The 22,182-nt window shown below is 63.7% G+C and carries 16 protein-coding genes; 3 read left to right on the top strand and 13 right to left on the bottom strand.

Translation table 11 applies throughout. The features are described from left to right. Positions 1 to 31 precede the first annotated feature (31 nt). Both JQ600_RS03445 and JQ600_RS03440 read left to right on the top strand, forming a co-directional pair. Complete coding sequence (locus JQ600_RS03445) at positions 32 to 2,095, top strand: ATP-dependent helicase (RefSeq protein ID WP_212389115.1); 2,064 nt, start codon at positions 32 to 34, stop codon at positions 2,093 to 2,095. A 304-nt stretch (positions 2,096 to 2,399) separates the two neighbouring features. Next, positions 2,400 to 2,615, top strand: a complete 216-nt coding sequence (locus JQ600_RS03440; protein ID WP_212489681.1) for a hypothetical protein — start codon at positions 2,400 to 2,402, stop codon at positions 2,613 to 2,615. A gap of 109 nt (positions 2,616 to 2,724) precedes the next feature. On the opposite strand, the gene JQ600_RS03435 is transcribed toward JQ600_RS03440, so the two are convergent. The 7 genes from JQ600_RS03435 to JQ600_RS03405 all read right to left on the bottom strand — a co-directional run bounded on the left by JQ600_RS03435 (position 2,725) and on the right by JQ600_RS03405 (position 13,608). Further along, a complete protein-coding gene (locus JQ600_RS03435; RefSeq protein ID WP_212389114.1) occupies positions 2,725 to 3,897 on the bottom strand; it encodes a fumarylacetoacetate hydrolase family protein in 1,173 nt (390 codons plus the stop codon). A 59-nt stretch (positions 3,898 to 3,956) separates the two neighbouring features. After that, the gene (locus tag JQ600_RS03430) at positions 3,957 to 5,468 is read right to left on the bottom strand and encodes a hypothetical protein (protein ID WP_212389113.1); all 1,512 of its coding nucleotides are present in this window, start codon (positions 5,466 to 5,468) and stop codon (positions 3,957 to 3,959) included. 159 nt (positions 5,469 to 5,627) lie between these two features. Beyond that, positions 5,628 to 6,710, bottom strand: coding sequence for a zinc-binding dehydrogenase (locus tag JQ600_RS03425; RefSeq protein WP_212389112.1), 1,083 nt, complete (start codon positions 6,708 to 6,710; stop codon positions 5,628 to 5,630). Between the two features lie 98 nt (positions 6,711 to 6,808). Continuing rightward, positions 6,809 to 10,747, bottom strand: a complete 3,939-nt coding sequence (locus tag JQ600_RS03420; protein WP_312017240.1) for an autotransporter domain-containing protein — start codon at positions 10,745 to 10,747, stop codon at positions 6,809 to 6,811. A gap of 201 nt (positions 10,748 to 10,948) precedes the next feature. Next, positions 10,949 to 11,938 (bottom strand): DMT family transporter, encoded by a 990-nt coding sequence (locus JQ600_RS03415; RefSeq protein ID WP_312017239.1) that lies wholly within the window; start codon positions 11,936 to 11,938, stop codon positions 10,949 to 10,951. A 190-nt stretch (positions 11,939 to 12,128) separates the two neighbouring features. Next, positions 12,129 to 12,971 (bottom strand): aldo/keto reductase, encoded by an 843-nt coding sequence (locus tag JQ600_RS03410; protein ID WP_212489679.1) that lies wholly within the window; start codon positions 12,969 to 12,971, stop codon positions 12,129 to 12,131. A 7-nt stretch (positions 12,972 to 12,978) separates the two neighbouring features. Beyond that, the gene (locus tag JQ600_RS03405; protein ID WP_212389184.1) at positions 12,979 to 13,608 is read right to left on the bottom strand and encodes a LysR family transcriptional regulator; all 630 of its coding nucleotides are present in this window, start codon (positions 13,606 to 13,608) and stop codon (positions 12,979 to 12,981) included. A 186-nt stretch (positions 13,609 to 13,794) separates the two neighbouring features. On the opposite strand from JQ600_RS03405, the gene JQ600_RS03400 reads away from it, so the two are divergent. Further along, positions 13,795 to 14,472 carry an L-2-amino-thiazoline-4-carboxylic acid hydrolase gene (locus tag JQ600_RS03400; protein ID WP_212389109.1) on the top strand — a complete coding sequence of 226 codons (678 nt, stop codon included), beginning with the start codon at positions 13,795 to 13,797 and terminating at the stop codon, positions 14,470 to 14,472. Positions 14,473 to 14,611: 139 nt separating this feature from the next. Here the strand turns inward: JQ600_RS03400 and JQ600_RS03395 are convergent, their stop codons facing one another. The 6 genes from JQ600_RS03395 to JQ600_RS03370 form a co-directional block, all read right to left on the bottom strand. After that, complete coding sequence (locus JQ600_RS03395) at positions 14,612 to 17,314, bottom strand: nitrate reductase (RefSeq protein ID WP_212389108.1); 2,703 nt, start codon at positions 17,312 to 17,314, stop codon at positions 14,612 to 14,614. 13 nt (positions 17,315 to 17,327) lie between these two features. Beyond that, on the bottom strand, positions 17,328 to 18,545 hold the full coding sequence (locus JQ600_RS03390) for an NAD(P)/FAD-dependent oxidoreductase (RefSeq protein ID WP_212389107.1): 1,218 nt from the start codon (positions 18,543 to 18,545) through the stop codon (positions 17,328 to 17,330). Between the two features lie 9 nt (positions 18,546 to 18,554). Further along, positions 18,555 to 18,980, bottom strand: coding sequence for a globin family protein (locus tag JQ600_RS03385; RefSeq protein ID WP_212265047.1), 426 nt, complete (start codon positions 18,978 to 18,980; stop codon positions 18,555 to 18,557). A gap of 99 nt (positions 18,981 to 19,079) precedes the next feature. Beyond that, on the bottom strand, positions 19,080 to 19,874 hold the full coding sequence (locus JQ600_RS03380) for an ABC transporter ATP-binding protein (protein WP_212265048.1): 795 nt from the start codon (positions 19,872 to 19,874) through the stop codon (positions 19,080 to 19,082). Positions 19,875 to 19,887: 13 nt separating this feature from the next. Continuing rightward, positions 19,888 to 20,796, bottom strand: coding sequence for a nitrate ABC transporter permease (gene ntrB / locus JQ600_RS03375; protein WP_212265049.1), 909 nt, complete (start codon positions 20,794 to 20,796; stop codon positions 19,888 to 19,890). 62 nt (positions 20,797 to 20,858) lie between these two features. Beyond that, positions 20,859 to 22,172, bottom strand: coding sequence for a CmpA/NrtA family ABC transporter substrate-binding protein (locus JQ600_RS03370; protein ID WP_212265050.1), 1,314 nt, complete (start codon positions 22,170 to 22,172; stop codon positions 20,859 to 20,861). Positions 22,173 to 22,182: the final 10 nt, after the last annotated feature.

Genomic DNA, 22,182 nt, shown 5'->3' with positions numbered 1-22,182 from the left:
CCGTTGATTCGCTCCTGGGGACGAACCATTCGTGTCAATTGCCGCTGCCTATCTCGACAATCTCAATCCGGAACAGCGCCGCGCGGTCGAGCATGGCGCGATCGGACCGGGCCCTGTTGCGCCGCTCCTGGTGATTGCCGGAGCCGGATCCGGCAAGACCAACACGCTTGCGCATCGCGTGGCCCACCTGATCGTCAGCGGTGCCGACCCCCGCCGCATTCTTCTCATGACGTTTTCACGCCGTGCTGCATCCGAAATGACCAGGCGCGTTGAGCGGATCGCGCGGAAGGTTATGGGTGACAATGCCGGCGTGATGACCGATGCGCTGTCCTGGGCAGGCACCTTCCACGGTATCGGCGCGCGTCTGCTTCGCGAATACTCCGACCAGATCGGCCTCAACCCCGCCTTCACGATCCACGACCGCGAGGACTCAGCCGACCTCATGAATCTGGTCCGGCATGATCTCGGCTTCTCCAAGACCGAAAACCGTTTCCCGACCAAGGGTACGTGTCTTTCGATCTACTCGCGATGCGTCAACGCCGAGGCGCCGATCGAGCAGGTTTTGGGGGCTTCATTCCCCTGGTGCGCCGGATGGGCAGCCGAATTGAAAGAATTGTTCGCCGGCTATGTCGAGGCCAAACAGCGCCAGAACGTGCTCGACTATGACGACCTCCTGCTCTACTGGGCGCAGACCATGAACGATGCTGAAATCGCCGACGATATCGGCGGCCGCTTCGACCATGTCCTGGTCGATGAATACCAGGACACCAACCGCCTGCAGTCGTCCATTCTGCTGGCACTCAAGCCAGGCGGCCACGGCCTCACCGTCGTCGGCGACGATGCGCAGGCGATCTATTCATTCCGCGCTGCGACGGTGCGCAACATCCTCGACTTCCCGACACAATTCTCGCCACCGGCCAGCATCATCACGCTTGATCGAAACTATCGGTCGACACAGGCCATTCTGGCCGCGGCCAATGGCGTGATCGATCTGGCCCGCGAGCGCTTCACCAAGAATCTCTGGACCGACCGGAATTCGGGGACAAAACCCCAGCTTGTCACGGTGCGCGACGAAGCCGACCAGGCGCGCTGCATCGTGGAACGCGTTCTGGAGAACCGGGAGTCCGGCGCGCGGCTGAAGGAGCAGGCCGTTCTGTTCCGGACATCCAGCCATAGCGGTTCGCTGGAAGTCGAGTTGACCCGGCGCAACATCCCCTTCGTCAAGTTTGGCGGCCTCAAGTTTCTCGACGCTGCCCACGTCAAGGACATGCTGGCGTTGCTGCGCTTCGTCGAGAACCCGCGAGATCGTGTGGCCGGCTTTCGGCTGATGCACCTGATCCCGGGCGTCGGCCCCGCCTCGGCGCAGCGCGTGCTTGATCACATGGCCAACGATCCCGATCCGATTGCAGCGCTTGCCCGGGCGCCAATCCCGCCGCGCGCCGGCGAGGACTGGAAAACATTCACTTCCGTCCTTGCGGACCTGCGTCATTCAACCTGGCCGGCCGACCTCGAACGCGCGCGTTTGTGGTACGAACCGCATCTGGATCGAATTCACGAGGATGCCGAAACCCGCCGGGCCGATCTTGTCCAGCTTGAACAAATCGCGAGCGGATATGCCTCCCGTGAACGCTTCCTCACCGAACTGACGCTCGATCCACCCGACGCCACCAGCGACCAGGCCGGGGTTCCCCTGCTCGACGAGGACTATTTGATCCTGTCGACGATTCACTCCGCCAAGGGCCAGGAGTGGAAGTCGGTGTTCGTGCTCAATGTGGTCGACGGCTGCATGCCCTCCGACCTCGGTACCGGAACGACGGCCGAGATCGAAGAAGAACGACGGCTGCTCTACGTCGCCATGACCAGGGCCAAGGATGATCTGCATCTTCTCGTCCCACAGCGTTTCTTCACGCACGGGCAGCACGCGAAGGGCGACCGCCACGTCTATGCGTCGAGAACCCGTTTCATTCCCGATCGCCTGCTCGCCTTGTTCGACAAGACGACCTGGCCGCTCGCGGTGACCGGAGCCGCTTCCCGGCCCGCAAGCAACGGTCCGCGCATTGACGTCGGTGCTCGCATGCGCGGGATGTGGCGGTAGAGCGTTTTCCAGCCAAGTGGACACCGGGTCGCGTCAAGAAAACGCGTCAAAGCAGAATCTAGAGCCCCGTTCCGATTCCATCGGAACGGAAAAGGCTCTAGTCCGCTGAACAACACTCAGGCATCTGCCAATGAGATGGGCAGTTCGCAGAGCTGCGCTGGTTCCAATTGTCTTATGTTTGCAACAGGTGCGGCGAAAATTTCCGGCGACACAATCGCGCCGCACGAAAATCCAAATTGAAAACGCAATTGGTCTCCGATCGACGCAAATCAGGGGACACTGAATGCGACAACAACGAAATCAGATGAATGGCGATGGGGAACCGGGTGGCTACAGTTTCTTCTTCCAGATCGCGAATGACGGTGAACGTCGGGCCTGCTGCGTCAAGGTCGACGCGCCAAGCATGCAGGAGGCATCGGTTCTGTTCCGCGAGAAATGGCCTGTCATCGAAGAGATGGCGCGCGACGGCATCAAGGGCGGCACCGTCGACGACGGTGTCATTACGCTCGTGATGCCGTAATCACAGGCATCGTAGGGTGGGCAAAGGCGCCCTTGCGCCGTGCCCACCATCACCTGCACGAAGCGAAATGGTGGGCACGCTTGCGCTTTGCCCACCCTACGAAGCAACGCTACAGCACCTTCCGCTTGGCCAGGTTCCGCATCAGTTCGCCGATGCCGAAGGTCCAGGGCTCGCACTCGTCGCTGGTGCGCATGCGGTTGACGAGCTTGCCAAGCTGCGGCGCCGAGATCGTGACGATGTCGTCGCGCTTGTGGGTAAAGCCCTCGCCCGGCGCATCGCGGTCTTTCACGGGCGCGAACATGGTGCCGAGGAACAGCGCAAAGCCATCGGGATATTGATGCACCGGCCCGATGGTCTGGGCGACGAGGTCAGTGGGATCGCGGCTGATCTTGCTGATCGAGGAATGGCCGTCGAGGACGAAACCGTCCTGTCCCTTCACGGTCAGCCCGACATCCATTTTGCGCACGTCATCGAGCGAAAAACCGTTGTCGAACAGCCGCAGCAGCGGGCCGACGGCGCAGGAGGCGTTGTTGTCCTTGGCTTTCGACAACAGCAGCGCCGAGCGCCCCTCGAAGTCGCGCAGATTGACGTCGTTGCCGAGCATCGCGCCGACGATCGCGCCGCGGCTCGACACGACCAGCACGACTTCCGGCTCCGGATTGTTCCAGGTCGATTTCGGATGCAGGCCGGCATCCATGCCCGTGCCGACGGAAGACATCGTCGGCGCCTTGGTGAACACTTCGGCGTCCGGACCGATGCCGACTTCCAGATACTGGCTCCAGGCGTTCTGCTCGATCAGCACCGCCTTCAGCTTCATCGCTTCGCCCGAGCCAGGCTTGAGCTTTGAAAGGTCGTCGCCGACCAGCCGCACCACTTCCTTGCGGATCGCTTCCGCCGAGGCCGGATTGCCGCGCGCCCGCTCCTCGATCACGCGCTCCAGCATCGAGATCGCAAAGGTGACGCCGGCGGCTTTGAGGACCTGCAGGTCGAGCGGCGCCAGCAGCCAGGGCTTTGCCCTGTCGCGGCGATCGGGCGGCGTGTTGGCGACGATGCTTTCGAGATCGCCGACCCGCGTCCCCGCGGTGTCGCGCAGCGCGTTCGCGGGGTTGGCCTCCTCGCACAGGGCACTGACGGTGGAGAACCGCGCGCTGACATCGAAGACGCCGTCGTTGCGGACTGCGACCACGGCCGGGCCTGCGAGATCAGGCATCCAGACCCGCCCCACCAGCGTGCCATCAGCGCCGTCTTCCGGCAGGACGTCTTTTGCGGTCAGTGTGATCATTTACTCGTCTCCCCTTGCGACTGGTTTTTTATCACTCTACACGCGCGCCGGCTTTGGTGCTAACGCGCCGATCGAAGCGCGGTCAGCGTTGCCAGCATTTTCGCCCGATCGGCCGAGTCCTGATACGCCTTCACCAGCGCTATGGCCTCATCCAGTTCGGGCCCCGCGGCGCAGCCATGCCGCGACAGCCATATCAGATTGGGCAGTTGCTCGCTGGTCCCCAGCCGTTGCAGCAGTTCCGAATAGGGCCGCGGCTCGTCGGCCGGCGCCGGGCGGTAGATTTTTGCAAACTGGGCGTGCAGCTCGCTCAGCGCGTTCATGCACAGAGGCTGCGTCGCCTCGAGGTCGAGCCTGACGAGGAAGCGCTGCAGTTTCCAGCGGCTTTCCTCGTCGTATTTGTCGCGCAGGATTTCGACGGCGTCGGCGGTGCGGCTGCCCACCTGGCGGGCGCCGGCCAGCGCCTGCGCCTGCAGGCCCGCCTCATCGACAAACCTGAGCCATCCCCGCAAATGCGACTGCGCGTTCAACATCGAGAAGCGCTCCGGACGCTCCCGCGCAGTTCGTCCCAATTGTTTGGGGTCACGAAGCTCGGCCAGGCGATGAACGTCGTAGAGGGGGTCGGTATACGCCTTCGCCATGGTTTCCCACGCCGTCGATTCCGTATCGCAGGAACAGCCATATCCGACCAGCCAGCCCATCGCGGCGAGCGCAGCGGATACCTGGTCGGCGATCGCGGCATAGGGTTGGGGCTTGGCGCTATCAAGCATCAGCGATTCAGCGCGCTTGCCGAGCAACGCGCGGGCTTTCGCACACAGCGCCGGCGTCGGATCGAGATCGAAGAAGGCGAGGTAACGAAGCGGAAAGTCACCACGCTCAAGCATCGCTTCGGCCTGGACCTGACGCTGATCGAGCTTGCGAATATCGTCGAGCACCTTCTGTTGCTTGGTCCCGTCACGCGTGTCGAGGAACGGCGTCCATTCCCATAGCGGCGCATTGGCGGCCACGCGCGCGAGATCGGTATCGTATTGCTGCAGCCGGGCGACCTCCTGATCGTCCACCGCCTTGCGCATGTGCGACAGCGGCCAGATCGAGACGCAAACCGCAACGGCCATCGCCAGCAGGGCGCCGCCCACAATCCGGATGGTGCCTGCGCGCAACCGCGCAGCCGACAGCGCGAACAGACACCACATAACGATCAGCGGCGGAACCAGCGCCGGAATAACGATTGGCCACAAAAACGGCGAGACGAAAGGCCGCGAAAGCAAACCGGCGGCCGCGGACGTAACGAGACCCGAAGCCGGAACGATGACAAGCGCGGCAATTTTGGCGGCCCGGGGTGCTACACCTCTGGCGCCGGCGAGAATCGTCAGGACCATCAGCAGCAGCCACAGCACGATCATCTGGATCGCGGCATAGGCCTGCGCCAGGCCGTTGCCCGCCGGATCGCTCTGACCGAGGCTGGCCACGGTCACCAGCTGCAGGGCCCATAGCAGGAGAATGACGACGCTGAGGACGATACCGGCCGCGATCGCACCGACGGGAGGTTTTGGCTGGGCTGGTGTGCTGTTCATCGGCCCTGCCTAGCACACGGATCACGCCGTCGTCCCGGCGAACGCCAGGACCCATAATCCCGGTCTGTTGTTGAAAGAAACCGTCGACCATTGCGCTCAACAACTACTGCCGCGGCGTATGGGTCCCGGATCGCGCTTCGCTTGTCCGGGACGACGGAATCACCGCCACGGCTCCACGATGATCTTGGTATGCCGCTCCGGATTGGCCAGATCCGCAAAGGCCTGCGCGACGCCGTCGATGCCGACGCTTGCGGTCACCAGCGAGGCCGCATCGACCTCGCCTTCCGCGATCAGGCGCAAGGAATAGGCGAATTCATCCGGCGTGTAGCCGAGCACATATTGGACGTTGAGCTCCTTGAGGATGCCAAGCATCGGCTCGGAACGGTCGGTCTCCATGCAGACGCCGACCACGACGATGCGCGCATCGCGCGGCGCACCCTCGAACACCTGCTGGATCACGCCGGGGATGCCGACGCATTCGAAGATCAGCGCAGGCTTCAGCGCCGGCAACAGGGCCTGCAGCGGCGGCCGCGCGGCTTTTTCCTCCGGCGACATCGCGGCGTGCTCCGCCCAGGTCGTATAAGGTTGCGTGCGCGCAGGGTCCACGACGATGTCGGCGCCAAGCTTTTCGGCCAGCGCCCGGCGCGCCGGCGAATAATCCGCCGCCACGATCGGGTGCAACCCCTTGATCTTGAGGGCGGCGATGACGGCGAGCCCCACCGGGCCGCAGCCGATCACCAGCGGCACTTCGTTGCCGCTGATATTGGCTTTGGCAACCGCGTGAACGCCAACCGCCAGCGGCTCGGTCAGCGCCGCATGCTCGGCCGCCAGGCCGTTCGGGACTTCCAGCAGCAGCGCTTCGCTGAGCAGCATGCGCTCGGCATAGGCGCCGACATTGTCGTTGGAATAGCCGATGCCCTGCGGGCCTTCCGCGGTCAGCAGCGCCGGCAGCGAGCATACCCTGGTGCCGGCCTTGAGTTTTCGCGTGGTGCCCGGACCATAGTCGAGAATTTCGCAGCAGAATTCGTGGCCGAACACGACGTCACGCGAAAGGTCCATCGGCTTTCGGCCGGGAAAATGTTTTGCAAGTTCGACCATGCGGTGGGCGTGCTTGCGCGCGTGCAGATCGGAGCCGCAAATGCCGCAGGCCAATGATTTGACGAGCACCATGCCGGCGCCCGGCTTGGGCTCCGGCATCTGGTCGACGACGATCTCACCGTTCCGGAAGATTGCAGCCCGCATCGGCGTTCTCTCCTGTTATTCGTTGTCTTTTCCTTTCCCACAGCTGGTTGCAGAAGGAAAGAACGAAAACAGGCGGCGGTTTACCCCGGAAGACGGCGTTACCAAGTGTAGCGGATGACGCCCTTGCCGGCATAGGAGCGGGTGATGTCGGAGAACTCGCCTTCGAAGGTAGCGGCGGCGGACCAGCCGTTCAGCCATTTCATTTCGGCGGAGGCCGTAGTCAGCGCGGTGTTCGGAGCCTGCGCCGCGCCGCTCACGAGGAAGGTGGCGCCGGGCACCGACTGGAACAGCGCCGTGATGCTGCGATCGGTGTTGAAATTATGCGCCCAGGCAGCGCGGCCGCGCAGCGTGAGGACCGCGCTCTGCATCGCAAAGGAGCGGTCGAGCCGGACGCCGAGTTCGCTGCGCCCTGTCGTGACATCCTTGGCCGCATAGTTCAGCGCAAAGGCATTCGAACCCGACAGCACCTGTTCGGCATAGGCCGGCAATTGATAGGTGGTGAACTGGCCGGCGGCATAGGGCGTGATGCCCATCCAGGGCGTGACGTAGCGGTAGCCGCCTTCGACGCGTCCGGACCAGGCATTGGCGTTGAACTCGGCGCGCAAGCGGTCGACGCCGGCCACGGTGACGGTGCGATCCGTCGTCACATCCTGCCAGCCATAAACCGCCGCGGCGGTGACATAGGCCGCACCGACATTGTGGCGCACGAAGGCGCCGGCCTGGAACAGGTCCGACCGCCCGTAGCCCGAGCCATTGACGTTGAAATTGGTGCCGCCGCCGGCCAGGGCGAAGCCGACCAGCGTCGATGGCGAGATCCGGTAGTCCGCGCCGGCGGCGAGACCGAACGCGCGCACCGCGGCGTTGTTCGATCCGAGATTGGCGTTGCCATCGCTGTTGCTGCCGCCGCCAAAGGCCGAACCCCACACGCTCCAGCGCTGATCGAACAGATCGTTTCGCGCGACATCGGCCTTGGTCGGGAATTTGGCGAAGGCGTCGCGCGCAGTGCCCTGCCGCTTCGCCGCATAGGCGTATGAACCGCTCTCTTCCGTGAAGGGCGTCGCGCCGCTGCCGCCCACGCTCGCGCCGCCACTGCGGCCGGCGATGAAGGGATCGGTCAACAGGCCGAGGAAGATGTTCATCGCGTCGAAGGTCGACTGCTGCGATCCGGTCGCCAGCTCGCCCGATATCTGCGTCAGGCCGGCGGATGTCAGGGAGCCGACCGCGACCGGAACACCGCTACCCGCATTGAAAGCATTCGTCAGCGCGTTGCCGACGTTCTGCTGGTTGGGGGTGAGGCCAGGGCCAAAGCTCAGTGCGAGATTGAGATAAACATTGTTGAGGTCGTAGCTCAGGGTGGGTTTGAAGTTCGGCGCGTTGATGCCGACCACCGGATTGAACGTGCCGCCAACGCCGCCTGCAGCGTTGAGGATGGTGTATTGCTTGACCACGTTGCCGGGTCCGAAGCTCGCATTGACGGTCGCGCCGCCGAGCGTCGCGGCTCCCGTCACATTGGTGCGGTCGGCGGTGGCTCCCGAGACCTCGACCAGATAACTGGCCGCGGCGGTGAATGCCAGACTGCCCTGCACCGTGAGCAGGCCGACCGAGTTGCCCGGCGCCAGCGTGCCACCGTTGATGGTGGTGCTGCTGACGATGCCGTTGCCGCCGAGCGTGCCGCCGGCGTTGACGGTCACACCGCTCGACGAGGCGATCGAACCGTTGACGGTGAGTATGCCGCCGTTCACCGTCGTGCTGCCGGTGTAGGCGTTGATGCCGGACAGGATCAGATTTCCGGTGCCGACCTTCTCCAGCGAACCGGGACCCGGGAAGCAACCGCAATCATCGGCAATCACGCCGGTCACCTCGGTGGAGAGGTTGTTTCCACCGACGAGCAGGGTATTGCCGCCACCGATATAGTAAGTGCCGGAACCGGCAAGCGAGCCTACCGTGATGCGTCCATCACTACCCGGACCAATGCTGCCGCCGAAGTTGACCTCGCCGGTGCCATTGGTGATGAACTGCGCGGTTCCGCCGTTGGCATTGTCCAGGAATCTGGTTATGCCGCCGTCGTTGGTCACGATTTTGGCGTTGCCGGCGGTGCTGTTGTCCCAGAAATTGGTGACGCCGCCGTTGTTGGTCGTGATGGTCGCATTGCCGGCGGTGGAGAATGCGTTGAACTCCGTAAACCCGAAATTATTGTTGGTGATCGTGGCGCTGCCGGCGGTCGAAGTATCCGTTCCTACGGCCAGACCAAACGACGTCCTGCCGCCGAGTTCGTTGACGATGCTCGCGTTGCCGGCACTGGTGCTGGCAAAGAAAGTGGTCTCGCCACCGAGATTGTTCTGGATCGTTGCTTTGCCGGCTGTGCTGGTTTCGATGCCGCCGGCCTGACCGAACACCGTGGTGCCAGCCGTGGTATTGATGATGGTGGCGCTGCCGGCGCTGCTGGTCTCGAGGAACACCGTGGAGCCAAAGGCCTGGTTGGTGATCGCAACGGTGCCGGCGGTATTGCTGCCCATGAACGTCGTGACGCCGAACCCGAACGAGGCGTCGTTGGTGATCGACGTAACGCCCGCCATGTTGGCGTTGACGATGAACAGCCGGCCCTCGTTGAAGACGGTTCCGACGATCGACGCCGTGTGGGTGGCGTCGCCGAGTTGCAGCGTCGCGCAATCGCAGATGGTCGTGCCGCCGGTGTAGGTGTTGGTACCGAGCAGAACGACGGTGCCGTTGCCGAGGCCCGCACTGTCCAGCACCGTCAGCTGGCCGGCGCCGACACCGTCGGAGATGTTGCCGGCGATGGTCAGCGTGACGTTGTTGGCGTCGATCGCACCGCCGCCGGCGGAGTTGTTGATCCTGAAATTATTGGTGAAGGTGATGTCGCCGAAACCATCGGCCTGGAACTGGCCGCCATCGAGCGTCACCGTTCCGGTGCCGACCGAGCTGCTGTTGGTGACCTGCAGCGTGGTGCCGATCACGGTGGTACCACCGGTATAGGTATTGGTGCCGGCCAGACTGACGACGCCGGAGCTGCCGCCGGTGGTGTCGACGATCTGCAGCGCGCCCGCGCCGTTGCCGTTGCTGATGGTGCCCGCCATGAACAGCGTGTTGCCGTTGGCATCGATGATGCCGCCGCCGGTGTTGATCTTGACGTCGTTGAAGAAGGTCAGGGCGGCGGCACCGGCCTGGAACGCACCATTGTCGAGCGTCACCGTCGCATTGCCGATCGAATTGGCGTTGGTCGCCTGCACCCTGGCGCCGATCACATTCAGGGCGCCGGCAAAGGTATTGTTGCCGGAAAGCACTGCGGTGCCGAAACTGAAGCTGGAATCGGTGATGTTCAACACAGCGCCCGCGCCAATGTCGTTGATGACACCCGAGAGCGTCAGGACCGTGCTGTTGACGTCGACGGTGCCACCGCCGCTGGCGACGGAAAAGTCGTTGGTGAAGGTCAGGTTGCCGGCACCGTTGCTCTGGAACGTGCCACCGTTCATAAACACAGGGCCAGTGCCGACCGAATTGGCGTTGGTGACCTGCACCGTGCCGCCGAAGATCATCGTGCCGCCGGTATAGGTGTTGACACCGGAGAGGATCAGCGTGCTCGCTCCCAGTTGCCACACCCCGACGCCCGCAACCGATTCCCCGATATTGTTGGAAATGCCGATGAACTGGCCGGCATTGGCGTTGTTCATGATGCCGCCGCCTGGTCCCGCCGAGCTGAAGTTGACGTCTCCGCCGCTGATCGAGAATGATTGCGAGTTGGCATTGAACGTCCAGGAATCGGGCGCAATGGCTCCTGTCACGATAATGGCGTCCGACCCCGTCGCCTCGAAAACAGCCGGCTGCCCCGCAGCGACCGGCGCGGTAGCCGGAGTCCAGTTGGTGCCGAGGTTATAGTCGGACGTGGTCGTGGTGCCGCCCCAGATGGATTGGGCGTGAGCCGCCGGCACCGCCGCGACCGCCAGGCCACAGCCAAACAACAGCCCAGCCGCGCGTTGCCGCAGCCGCTTTTCCACGCCCGATGCCGATCGAAAAAGCACGCCCAAACCCCATTACCCCCAGCGCTCTCTGGCGCTGTCCGGGCACAACCTAGCATGGGGTTCCCCCGTACAATGACGGTTTGGCGGGAATCCCTTGTTCTGGCATCGGAAAATGGATGTTTTCCGGACACACTGTGGTACCCGGGCAACGCTTAGAGCGCGATCCTTCTCATCCAGCGCAAGGTCGCCGGCCGGGACCGCTCAGGCGTTCGGAGACGACTCGGCCGCTACCGTCAGAAGCTGCGAGCGGCGCACCCGTTCGCGATGGGCGGTGTAGAGGCCGCTGGCGACGATGAAGCAGGCGCCGGTCACGGTGTAGACGTCAGGCACCTCGCCGAAGATCAGGAAGCCGAGGATGCTGACCCAGAGCAATTGCGTGTAGGAGAACGGCGCCAGCACCGAGGCGTCGGCGTAACGGAACGCCAGCACCACGATCCACTGTCCCGCGGTCGAGGCGACGCCGATGAAGACGCCGGAAGCGATGTCGTGCCAGCTCGGCGTCACCCAGACGAACGGCACCAATGCAGAGAGGATGCAGACGCCCGCGATCGACGAATAGGTCATCACGGTGATGGCGCGCTCGGTGCCGCTCATCATCCGCGTCATGATCAGCGTGCAGGCCCAGGCCAGCGCCGAGACCAGCGGAAAGAACGCGGCGGGGTGAAACGCACCGGTGCCCGGCCGCAGGATAATGATGACGCCGATCAGGCCGACGCCGGTCGCGATCCAGCGCCGCATGCCGACCTTCTCGTTCAGAAACACGATCGACAGCGCGGTAACGAGCAGCGGCGCGACGAAGCCGGTGGCGGAGGCTTCCGCGATGGGGAGAAACCGAAGGCCGGAGATGAAGAACAGCGAAGAGGCCAGCACGGTCAGGCCACGCATCAACTGCAGGCCGGGCCGTTTGGTTTGCAGCGCGAACAGCGGCGAGCCCGGCAGCATCGCCGGCGTCATGATCATGGCGAACACCACGAACCGGATCCACGCGATCTCGATCGAAGGCAGCGTCGCGGACAGATATTTCGCCGTCACGTCCGAGATGCCGAGGAAGACCGTCGACGCCAGGATCAGCGCGATGCCCTTGAACGGACGATCAGCACGAGCGGGCGCTTTGGGGGTCGAGTACTTCTTCTCGGGCAACGGCAATGGCGCGCTGTCCAGCCTGGCGGCTGCGGCGGGGGGCGGTGTCACGGCAATCTCGAAAGCAATAATGATCGAATCGGGCGAGGCTCTAAAAAACGCCATTTGAGGAGGAACAACAAGGTCCGATAACGGGATGCGGATATGCGCTGAGGGCGCGATTGCAACACTTTGTTAAGAACCGTGCCCCGCTACAAGATGCCTGTCATGGCCGGGCATGACGCAAGGTGAAATGTGTTCACTACAGCATAGGCAGACCGCGCGGCTTCGGGCCACGCGGAAAAGCGTTGTCGAGGGCTTCGATCTCGCTGGCGCTCAGCGTCAACTTTCCCGCCGCCGCATTATCCGCGGCATGCTCCGCGCTCGCGGCTTTCGGAATTGCAAACACCGCTGGAATGCGCGTCAGAAATGCAAGCGCGATCTGCCGCGCGGTGACGCGGCGCGCATCGGCAATCGCCTGCAACACCTCGCCTTCCCTGCTGTGCGGCGAGGGAAAATCGTTGTGACCGAACGGTGAATAGGCGACGACGGCAACGCCGTGCCGTTCGCACCACGGGATGACAGCATGCTCGATCGCGCGCTCCTGCAAATGATAGAGCACCTGGTTGCAGGCGATCCTGCCCTCACCGGCGACCGCCAGCAGTTCGTGGAGATCGTCGGTGTCGAAATTGCTGACACCCCATGAGCGGATTTTTCCGGCTGATATCAACTGATCGAACGCAGCCACGGTATCTTCAAGCTCATGGGATCCGCGCCAGTGCAGCAGATAGCAATCGAGGTGATCGGTCTTCAGCCGCTTCAGCGATCGCTCGCAGGCGGCAATGGTGCCGCGACGCGACGCGTTGCTCGGCAGCACCTTGGAGACGAGATAGAGATCCTCGCGCTTGCCTGCCGTAATCGCCTCGGCGATCACCAGCTCCGCGTCACCGTACATTTCGGCGGTGTCGACATGGGTCATGCCGAGCTCGATGCCGCGGCATAGTGCTGCGACCGCGCTCTTGCGGTCGCCGCGATCGATGTACCAGGTGCCCTGCCCGATGACGGACACTTCCGGGCCTTTGACGCCGAATTTTTTCTGCTTCACGATCGCCTCAACTTCTGATGTTGCCGACCAGACGAGGGCGGCGATGGACTTCGAGCGGGTTCTCGACCGGCAGAGCGCGCAGCCAATCGCGGAAGCTGACGATTTCGGGACAATCCGCGGTGCCTTCAGGCGCAATCAGCCAATCGCCCAAACCGGATCCCTCATTGACGCGGTCGCAGCGATAGCCCGGATGGTGGCCAAGACCGCGGGCTATCAGCAGGTCGACTTTGCCCTCGACCAGTTCGTGCAGGCCAGCGGGCTGCAGCACCCGCAAGCCGATTTCCGCATACGCGCTGCGAAACGCCGCCAACTCCAGCCGGCGCAGGTCGAAGCTGCCGTGGACCCCCAACTGCAGCAGCACCGCGCCCGCCGGTTTCAATTGCGAGGTCGCGTCCGCAATGCGACGAAAGCCGTCGGATATCTCGGGCAGATAGGCCTGGCCGGCCACGGTCAGGATGAGCTGCTTATGCAGCCGCTCGAACAGGCGTACGCCGAGGCGCGCCTCCAGCGCTTTCACCTGCTGCCCGACGGCGGCAGGTGTCACATGCAGCTCGTGCGCAGCCAGTTTGAAGCTGAGATGTCGCGCGGCGGCTTCGAACGCGCGGAGCGCGTTGAGTGGCGGAAGGGTGTAGGTCATCGCGTCGTAGTTTGACACCGATAGGTGACAGCCTTGCAATAGATTTTCTAGGGCTTGAGCGAAGGAACTATGCTTTGCGCTGACTTGATCTCCCCGGTTACGGTCGCCGCAACATCCGGAGATCCCATGCCCCGCCGACTAGATCCAGCGGCTCCTGCATGGGGCTGGAACCAGAGAGGATGTCCAATGGCTGAGATCATCCATCCCTTTTACGAACAGCATCGCGGTGCAATGGAGGCCGCCATGCGCCATCGCCTCGACCTTGCCGAAGCGATGTTGTGCGAGAGCGCGCATCTATCCAATATTGATGGGATCAGGCAGGAGGTGATGGACGAATTCGAAATCGTGCTCACCCAAATGCCCTATGTCGGAGGCGCGGCAAGTCGTATGAGCGACTTCTTCATGCGTCTCATGGGCTTTATGGCCATCAGCCGCGTGCTCCGGCGACACGGCGTGTCGCTGTCCGTGATCGGCGAAATCGAGCGCGAAACCTACAAGGCGCAATTGCTGACCGTGCCCGAAGCGGAACGTCTCGCCTCGGGGCGTCAATTCATGTCGTCAGAGAATCAGACTTTACTGCGCGAGCAGGCTGCAAAAAGCCATCGACAAGAATTTACGGAAGATTTCGTCTACGATTTCGTCGAGCCGGGCCCGGGTGACAAGTTTGAATTCGGCATCAACTACAAGGCTTGCGGCTTCTGCAAATTCGCGGCTCGCCATGGAGATAAGGAAATCTTGCCGAACATTTGCGGGCTTGATTTCGACGCCTATGCAACACGCGGCATCCATTTGGAAAGGACACAAACGTTGGCTGGCGGCGCGAACCACTGCGATTTCCGATTCTCGCGGCTCCCGTCGGAGTAGGATGACCTACGTGTGTGCTTGGACCGTTCGCGTCGCCTCCTCCGTCATTGCGAGCGAAGCGAAGCAATCCATCGGGCGGAAAAAAAGAAGAAAGAATGGATTGCTTCGCTACGCTCGCAATGACGTTGAGGGACTGGTTTTAGTTCGCCACGGCCAATTGCTGCGGCACGGCGTTCGGCGCGGTCTGCGCGATCAGCCGCTTCAACTCCGGAATGCAGGAGCCGCAATTGGTGCCGGCCTTCAGCTTGGCGCCGATGTCGGCAGCGGAACGCGCGCCGGCTGCGATTGTCTCGCAGATGGTGGTGCGGCCGACGCCAAAACAGGCGCAGACGATCGGGCCGGTATTGGCCAGGCCATCGATCGATTTGCCCGACAGCAGCATGCGGCGCTGGTCGTTGCTGAGCGTGTCGGCGGCAAACAGGCCCTTGACCACATTCCAGTCGCCGGCGTCCCGTGCCGGCCCGATGAACAGGCAGGTCTCGATACGGTCGGCGGCAAAGGACGCCGCGCGATAGACGCCGCCGCCAAAGTCCTTGTATTCGGCGAGGTCATCGCCGGCGATGGCGCCGAGCCAGGACTGCCAGCCCCTGAGATCGGCATTGTCGGCGAGCAGATAGCCATAGCCGCCATTGACGGCGACGCGCGCCCACCAGGCATGATCGGGCAGTTCGAGCGGCGTGCGCGACAATGCAAAGCCGCGGAACACATATTCGTAAGGGGTGATCGAGGCCGGCGTCGCCTTGTTCTCGGGCTGGCCGGAAAACGGATCGGTGAGCGGTGCGACAAGCGATCCCACGCGTGCGCCGGTCGCCGTGACCGCGCTCCAGTGGATCGGCGCGAACAGCATGCCGCGCTGCTGGCGCTCGCTGACGACAACCCGCAGCGTGCATTGTCCGTAATCGGTCGTGACCCGCGCAAAGTCACCATCGGCGACACCGTGCCGTGCGGCGTCGTCCGGGTGCACCTCGACGAACGGCTCCGGCAGATGCTGGCCGAGCCGCGGGCTCATCCCGGTGCGGGTCATGGTGTGCCATTGGTCGCGGACACGGCCGGTGTTCAGCCGCAGCGGGCGCGCGGCCGTGGTCTCGGTCCGCAGCGCGGGAGTCTCGGGTGCGATGAAACGGGCCTTCTGTTCGTTGGCAAAGAATCCGCCTTCGGCAAAGAACCGCGCCTGCGGTTGCGCATCGAGCCGGATCGGCCATTGCACCGGCGCCATCGCGTCGAACGCTTCGTCCGACAGCGCCTGCAAGCCGCCGATGTCGAAATCGCGGCCACCATCGTTCTCGAACGCCGACAGTGCGGCGTGCTCGCGAAAAATGTCGGCGGCTGATGCAAAATTGAATGCCGCGCCAAAGCCGAGCCGTTTTGCGATCTCGCCGATGATCCACCAATCCGGTCGCGCCTCGCCCGGCGCGGACAGGAATGCGCGCTGCCGCGAGATGCGCCGTTCCGAATTGGTCACGGTGCCGGATTTCTCGCCCCACGCCTGCGCCGGAAACAGCACCTGCGCCCCCGCATCGACGGTGTCGTTGGAGATCACGTTTTCGGAGACGACGAACAATTCGAGCTTCTTCAGCGCCGCGCTGATGGCATCCGCGTTGGGCAGCGACACCGCCGGATTGGTGCCGATCACCCACAGCGCCTTGATCTCGCCGCGTGCGATGGCCTCGAACATCTGGACTGCTTTCAGCCCTTCATGGGTGGCGATCCGCGGCGCCTTCCAGAACCGGCGCACGCGGTCGATGTCCGGCGGCGTAAAACCCATATGGGCCGCCAGCTGGTTGGCGAGCCCGCCGACCTCGCGGCCGCCCATCGCATTGGGCTGTCCGGTCAGCGAGAACGGCGACGCGCCCGGCTTGCCGATCCGACCCGTCGCAAGATGGCAGTTGAGGATCGCATTGACCTTGTCGGTGCCCTGCGCAGACTGGTTGACGCCTTGCGAATACATCGTGACCACGCGCGGCGTGCTGGCAAACATCTGGAAGAACGCCGCGACATCAGGCTCGGACAGGCCGGTTGCCAGCGCGGTGGCGGCGACGCTGCCGGCCATGCTGCGCGCCCGCGCCATCGCGTCGTCGAAGCCTGACGTGTGGCGTTCGATGTAATCGCGGTCGAGCGCGCCATTGTCGGCGAGGTGCACCAGCAAGCCGCTGAACAGCGCGGTGTCGGTGCCCGGCTTCAACCCCAGAAACAGATCGTCATCGCCGACCGTATCGGTCCGGCGCGGATCGATCACCACGATGCGGGCGCCGCGGCTCTGCTTGTTGACAAGCATGCGCTGGTACAGCACCGGATGGCACCAGGCCGCATTGGAGCCGACCAGCACCAGCAAATCGGCCTCGTCGAGATCCTCGTAACAGCCCGGCACCGTGTCCGCCCCGAACGCGCGGCGATGGCCGGCGACCGATGACGCCATGCACAGCCGTGAATTGGTGTCGACATTGGCGCTGCCGACGAATCCCTTCATCAGCTTGTTGGCGACGTAATAGTCTTCGGTCAGCAGCTGCCCCGAGAGATAGAACGCGACGGCGCCGGGACCGTCGCGCGCGATGATGTGCTGGAACCGGTGCGCGACATGGTCGAGCGCGTCGCTCCACGCCACGCGCTCCATGGTCCCATTGTCGCAGCGGATCATCGGATGCAGCAGGCGATTTTCCAGGCCCAGCGTCTCGCCGAGCGCCGAGCCCTTCGAGCACAGCCGGCCGAAATTCGCCGGGTGCTCGGGGTCACCCGAGATCGCCGCCCCACCCCGGCCGTCGGGCGTCGCCAGAACACCGCAACCGACGCCGCAATAGGCGCAGGTGGTCTTGGTGGCGCGCAGATGGGGATCGACGGCGGTCATGCGAGCAACCGACTCATGCTGCCTCTGAACGCATCGCGAGCGAACGGCCGAACATCATGTCGGCGCGAATGTGCGCGGTGGGCTGACGGGTGCGGATCAGTTCGAGATACCAGAGCGCGTCGCTGACATCGCCGATCAGCACCGCGCCGGTCAGCCGTCCGTCCGCGACCACGAGCTTCTTGTAGGTGCCGCAGTTGAGATCGCTGAGCACGATGGTCTCGGAGCCCTCAGTGCCCACGAAATCGCCCGCAGAGAACACGCTGACGCCGGAGACCTTCAGATTGGTCGCCACGATACTGCCGCTATAAGAGGCGTCGATGCCGGCGAGATGCCGCGCCAGCACGCGCGCCTGCTCATAGGCCGGCTCGACCAGGCCGTAGCAGATGCCGCGGTGTTCGGCGCATTCGCCGATCGCAAAGATGTCAGGCGAGGCGGTTTGCAGACGGTCATCGACGACGACGCCCCGGTTGACGGCGATGCCGGCTTCTTTTGCCAACGCGATGTTCGGCCTGATGCCCGCCGCGAAGATCACGGCATCGGCATCGATACGGCGGCCGTCCGTCAGTTCGACGCCCTCGACCCGGGTTTCGCCATGGATGCGCGCAGTATTGGCGTTGAGCAGGATCTCGATGCCCTTGCGCTCGACCAGCGATTTCAACAGTTCCGCGGCGGGCGCATCGAGCTGGCGCTCCATCAGCCGGTCCATCAAATGAACCAGCGTCACCGGCGCGCCGGCCTTGGCGAGCCCGTAAGCCGCTTCCAGTCCGAGCAAACCGCCACCGACCACCACGACGCGCTTCTTCTGCCCGGCCAGCGTCAGCAGGAGATCGACGTCGCGGCTGTCGCGAAACGTATGCACGCCGGCAAGATCGGCGCCGGGCACGTTGAGCCGCAACGGCGACGAGCCCGTGGTCAGGATCAGTTTTGAAAACGGGATGCTTTCCTCGTTCGCGATCTTGACTTCGCGCCGACCGACATCGACCTCGGTGGCCCGGCAGCCGTATTTCAGCGTGACGCCGCGATCGCGCCACCATGAAGCGGGCCGGAGTTCGATGTCATGCGAGGCGGTCTCGCCGGCAAGAACCGACGACAGCAGCACGCGATTATACGCTAGCCTCGGCTCGTCTCCGATGACGGCAATGGCGTAGCGACCGAGCGCGACCTTGGCCAGTTCATCGACCAGACGCGCGGCAGCCATTCCGTTGCCCACAATGACCAGCGGCTCGCTCATGGCGTATCCTCACTCGGCGGCTTGAGCGCTGCCGTAGGCTTCCGAAATCATGTAACCGGATAGCGTGCCGTAGGCGGCGGTCCAGGCGGATGCCGTTTCCGGCGTCCAGGCGTCGCCGAGCCCCTTTTCCAGGGTCCACAGCAGGGCGCCGCCAACGACGGGATAGTGCTCGGCCTTTGCGCCGTAATTGACATGGCGCTTGGCGAGCGCGCTCGCGGCGGGGAGCACGGCTTCGAGGTTGGTCAGTCCGCCCACGACGACGGCGAGCGTCGCCATCAATTTCTTGCGCTGTTCGGTCATGTCGTCCGGAAACATCGCCCGGACGCCGGGGGCCACTTCAAACAGGCGGCCGTAGAACAAAACCGCCGCCTGCTCGGAAATCGGCGCGACCTTGGCGAAACTTTGTTGCACGAGTTTGACTTGCTCTGGCGTCATGTCGTTCTCCTGCCGCTTCCAAAGCCTTGCCCCGTTCGGGAGCGAAATCCTTCGCCCCGGCGGGAGCGAAATCCTTCGCTCCGGGGAGCAAAGCAAGAACTACGCCGCTTCGACGAAGCGATGCCGCTCGTAAAGGAATTCGAGCACGCGCTGCCGGCACTTGAGGTAACCGGGGTTGGTTGCGAGCTCGAGCCGCTTGCGCGGACGCGCCAGCGGCACTTCCAGCACTTCGCCGATCCGCGCGCTCGGCCCGTTGGTCATCATCACGATGCGGTCCGACAGCAGCACGGCCTCGTCGACGTCATGGGTGATCATCAGGATGGTGTTGCCGAGCTTCTGATGCAGCGCCATCACCGAGTCCTGCAGATGCGCGCGGGTCAACGCGTCGAGCGCGCCAAAGGGCTCGTCGAGCAGCAAAACCTTCGGCTCCATCGCCAGCGCCCGCGCGATACCGACGCGTTGCTTCATGCCGCCGGAGATTTCCGACGGGCGCTTGTCCTTGGCATGGGCCATCTGCACGAGGTTGAGATTGTGCATTACCCAGGCATCGCGCTCGCTGCGGGTCTTGCTCGAAGCGAACACCTTGTCGACGCCGAGGCGGACGTTTTCATAGACGGTCAGCCAGGGCAGCAGGCTGTGGTTCTGGAACACCACTGCGCGATCCGGTCCCGGCGAATTGACTTCGCGGTTTTCCAGCAGCACGCAGCCATTGGTGCAGTCGGTAAGGCCGGCCACGATATTGAGCAGCGTGGACTTGCCGCATCCGGAATGGCCGATGATCGAGACGTATTCGCCCTTGTCGATCGTCAGGTTGATTTCCTTCAGCACCTCGGTCGTGGCATTGCCGCGGGTGAAGGTCTTGTCGATGTGGTCGAGCTTCAGATAAGCGTGCATGATTATGTTTCCTTCAGCCTGCGGAAGTGCCGCGGGTCACGATCTTGCCCAGTCCTGCGATCAAGCGATCGAGCACGAAGCCGATGATGCCGACATAGAACAGCGCCAGGATGATTTCGCTGATGTGCGAGGAGTTCCAGGCGTCCCAGATGAAGAAGCCGATGCCGACGCCGCCGATCAGCATCTCGGCCGCGACGATCGCGAGCCAGGACAGGCCGATGCCGATGCGCAGGCCCGTGAAGATGTAGGGCGCCGCGGCCGGGATCATGATCTTGCCGAAGAACTCCAGCGGATTGAGCTGCACCACGGCGGCGACGTTGCGGTAGTCCTGCGGGATGTTGCGGATGCCGACCGCGGTGTTGATGATGATCGGCCACACCGAGGTGATGAAGATGACGAAGATCGCCGAGGGCTGGCCGTCGCGGAACGCGGCGAGCGACAGCGGCAGCCACGCCAGCGGCGGGATGGTGCGCAGCACCTGGAACAAGGGATCGAGCCCGCGCATCGCCCAGACCGATTGGCCGACCAGCGTGCCGAGCGCGACGCCGACGATCGCAGCGATCGAATAGCCGAGCGCGACGCGCTGCAGACTTGCGGAAAGATGCCAGAACAGGCCCTTGTCGATGCCGCCACGATCGAAGAACGGATCGAAGATCAGCTCCTTGGTGTCCTTGAACACGCGCGAGGGCGGCGGCAGGGTCGAACCGGTGCGGCGGCAGACCAGCTCCCAGAACAGCATCAGGAGCGCGATCACGATCAGCGGCGGCACGACGCGTACCGCAGTGTCCTTTGCCATCTTGGCGTATTTTTCGGCGCGCGGCGGACGCTTCGGCGTCATCGACACGACCGGGGTGACAGCCGAGGCAGCCGCAGGCGCAACAATCGCGGTGGCGGGCTCGGTCTTGATCGCTGGCATATTCATGGGAAATGCGTCTCCGTATTTAAATGGCCGGCCGCACGCCAAGGCGTGCGGCCTCACCTGGATCAGACATCAGCACGCTTGATGGACAGGGACTTCAGGTACGCAGCCGGATCTTCCGGATCGAACACTTTGCCGTCGAAGAAGGTCTCCTTGCCGCGCGACTTCGAGGTCGGAATATCCGCAGCCGCCACGCCGAGCGCCTTCGCGGCATCGCGCCAGATGTCTTCGCGGTTGACCTTGGCGATCAGCGCCTTGGAATCGTACCCGGGCTCGAACTTGCCCCAGCGGATGTCCTCGGTCATGAACCACAGATCGTGGCTCTGGAACGGATAGGAGGCGTGGTCGCGCCAGTACTTCATGATGTGCGGTGAGTTCTCGACCACCTTGCCGGTGCCGTAGTCGAACTTGCCCTTGGCGCGATCGAGAATGTCCTCGACCGGGCAGTTGATCCACTGCCGCTTGCCCATGATGGTGGCGAGTTCTTCCTTGTTCTCCATCTTGTCGCACCATTGCTGCGCCTCCAGCACCGCCATGGTGATGGCTTTCGCGGCGTTCGGGTTCTTGTCGACCCAGGCCGAGCGCATCGCGAACGACTTCTCGGGGTGCTTGTTCCAGATCTCGCCGGTGTTGACCGCGGTGTAGCCGATCTTCTGATGCACGAGCTGGCCGGGCCAGGGCTCGCCGACGCAGAAGCAGTCCATGGTGCCGACCTTCATGTTGGCGACCATTTGCGGCGGCGGCACCGTAATGGTTTCGATGTCCTTGTCGGGGTCGATGCCGCCGGCGGCGAGCCAATAACGAAGCCACAGATCGTGGGTGCCGCCCGGGAACGTCATCGCCGCCTTGATCGGCTTGCCGGCAGCCTTCTTCTTTTCCAACGCTTCCTTGAACGACTTAACGTCGATCCCGACCTTGAGATCGGCATATTCGGCGGCGACCGAGATGCACTGCGCGTCGAGATTGAGCCGCGCCAGGATGTACATCGGCGTCGGCTGGTTGTTCTGCGTCACCTTGCCGGCCGAGATCAGGTACGGCATCGGCGTCAGGATGTGTGCGCCATCGATGCCGTTGCCTTCCGATCCCAGTACGAGGTTGTCGCGCGTGGTGCCCCAGGAGGCCTGCTTCTGCACGTCGACATCGGGCATGCCGTGTTTGGCGAACAGGCCCTTGTCCTTGGCCACGAACAGCGCGCCGGCATCGCTGAGCGCGATGAAGCCGAGCTTGGCTCCCTTCACTTCGGGCCCCGCCCCTTGCGCAAAGGCGCCGGCCGGGAAGTTCAGCTTGGCCGCGGCCAGCAACGCCGCCGTGCCGGCGGTCGCTTTCAGAAGCCGGCGGCGGCTGAGGCCGCGTGAGGTCGGATGGGTGGGCTTCGTCATGGGTATAGCG

The sequence above is a fragment of the Bradyrhizobium sp. AUGA SZCCT0176 genome, from assembly GCF_018130145.1.
In the GTDB taxonomy this organism is placed as follows: domain Bacteria; phylum Pseudomonadota; class Alphaproteobacteria; order Rhizobiales; family Xanthobacteraceae; genus Bradyrhizobium.
This window is presented reverse-complemented; position numbering and strand designations above follow the sequence as displayed.